Source organism: Oceanobacillus bengalensis (genome assembly GCF_003628445.1).
GTDB lineage: Bacteria > Bacillota > Bacilli > Bacillales > Amphibacillaceae > Oceanobacillus > Oceanobacillus bengalensis.
On the sequence record NZ_RBZO01000081.1, the window covers coordinates 1 to 1,356 of the forward strand.

Consider the following 1,356-nt stretch of genomic DNA (forward strand, 5'->3'; position numbering starts at 1 on the left):
GGGGAGGTCTTAGACCGAAGTTCCTGATTTCACACTGCCGAGAAAAGCCTCTAGCAAGGTCACAGGTGCCCGTACCGCAAACCGACACAGGTAGGCGAGGAGAGAATCCTAAGGTGAGCGGGAGAACTCTCGTTAAGGAACTCGGCAAAATGACCCCGTAACTTCGGGAGAAGGGGTGCTCCTTTAAGGAGGAGCCGCAGTGAATAGGCCCAAGCGACTGTTTAGCAAAAACACAGGTCTCTGCGAAGCCGAAAGGCGAAGTATAGGGGCTGACACCTGCCCGGTGCTGGAAGGTTAAGGGGAAGGGTTAGGACCTTTGGTCCGAAGCTTAGAACCGAAGCCCCAGTAAACGGCGGCCGTAACTATAACGGTCCTAAGGTAGCGAAATTCCTTGTCGGGTAAGTTCCGACCCGCACGAAAGGTGCAACGACTTGGGCACTGTCTCAACGAGAGACCCGGTGAAATTATACTATGCGTGAAGATGCGCATTACCCGCGACAGGACGGAAAGACCCCGTGGAGCTTTACTGTAGCCTGATATTGAATGTCTGTGCAGCTTGTACAGGATAGGTGGGAGCCATCTGAAGCAGGAGCGCCAGCTTCTGTGGAGGCAGCCGTGGGATACCACCCTGGCTGTATGGACATTCTAACCCAGGACCGTGATCCGGTTCGGAGACAGTGTCAGGCGGGCAGTTTGACTGGGGCGGTCGCCTCCCAAAAGGTAACGGAGGCGCCCAAAGGTTCCCTCAGAATGGTTGGAAATCATTCGTAGAGTGTAAAGGCAGAAGGGAGCTTGACTGCGAGACCTACAAGTCGAGCAGGGACGAAAGTCGGGCTTAGTGATCCGGTGGTTCCGCATGGAAGGGCCATCGCTCAACGGATAAAAGCTACCCCGGGGATAACAGGCTTATCTCCCCCAAGAGTTCACATCGACGGGGAGGTTTGGCACCTCGATGTCGGCTCATCGCATCCTGGGGCTGTAGTCGGTCCCAAGGGTTGGGCTGTTCGCCCATTAAAGCGGTACGCGAGCTGGGTTCAGAACGTCGTGAGACAGTTCGGTCCCTATCCGTCGTGGGCGCTGGAAGTTTGAGAGGAGCTGTCCTTAGTACGAGAGGACCGGGATGGACACACCGCTGGTGTACCAGTTGTTCCGCCAGGAGCATAGCTGGGTAGCTACGTGTGGAAAGGATAAGTGCTGAAAGCATCTAAGCATGAAGCCCCCCTCAAGATGAGACTTCCCATCACTTCGAGTGAGTAAGATCCCTCAGAGACGATGAGGTTGATAGGTTCGAGATGGAAGCGTGGTGACACGTGGAGTTGACGGATACTAATCGATCGAGGACTTAACTAAATTCTT

Annotated in this window: 1 rRNA gene; it reads left to right on the forward strand. The window is 54.7% G+C overall.

From position 1 onward, the window contains the following. Positions 1 to 1,350: ribosomal RNA gene (locus D8M05_RS20460) — 23S ribosomal RNA — on the forward strand; the annotation flags it as partial. Positions 1,351 to 1,356: the final 6 nt, after the last annotated feature.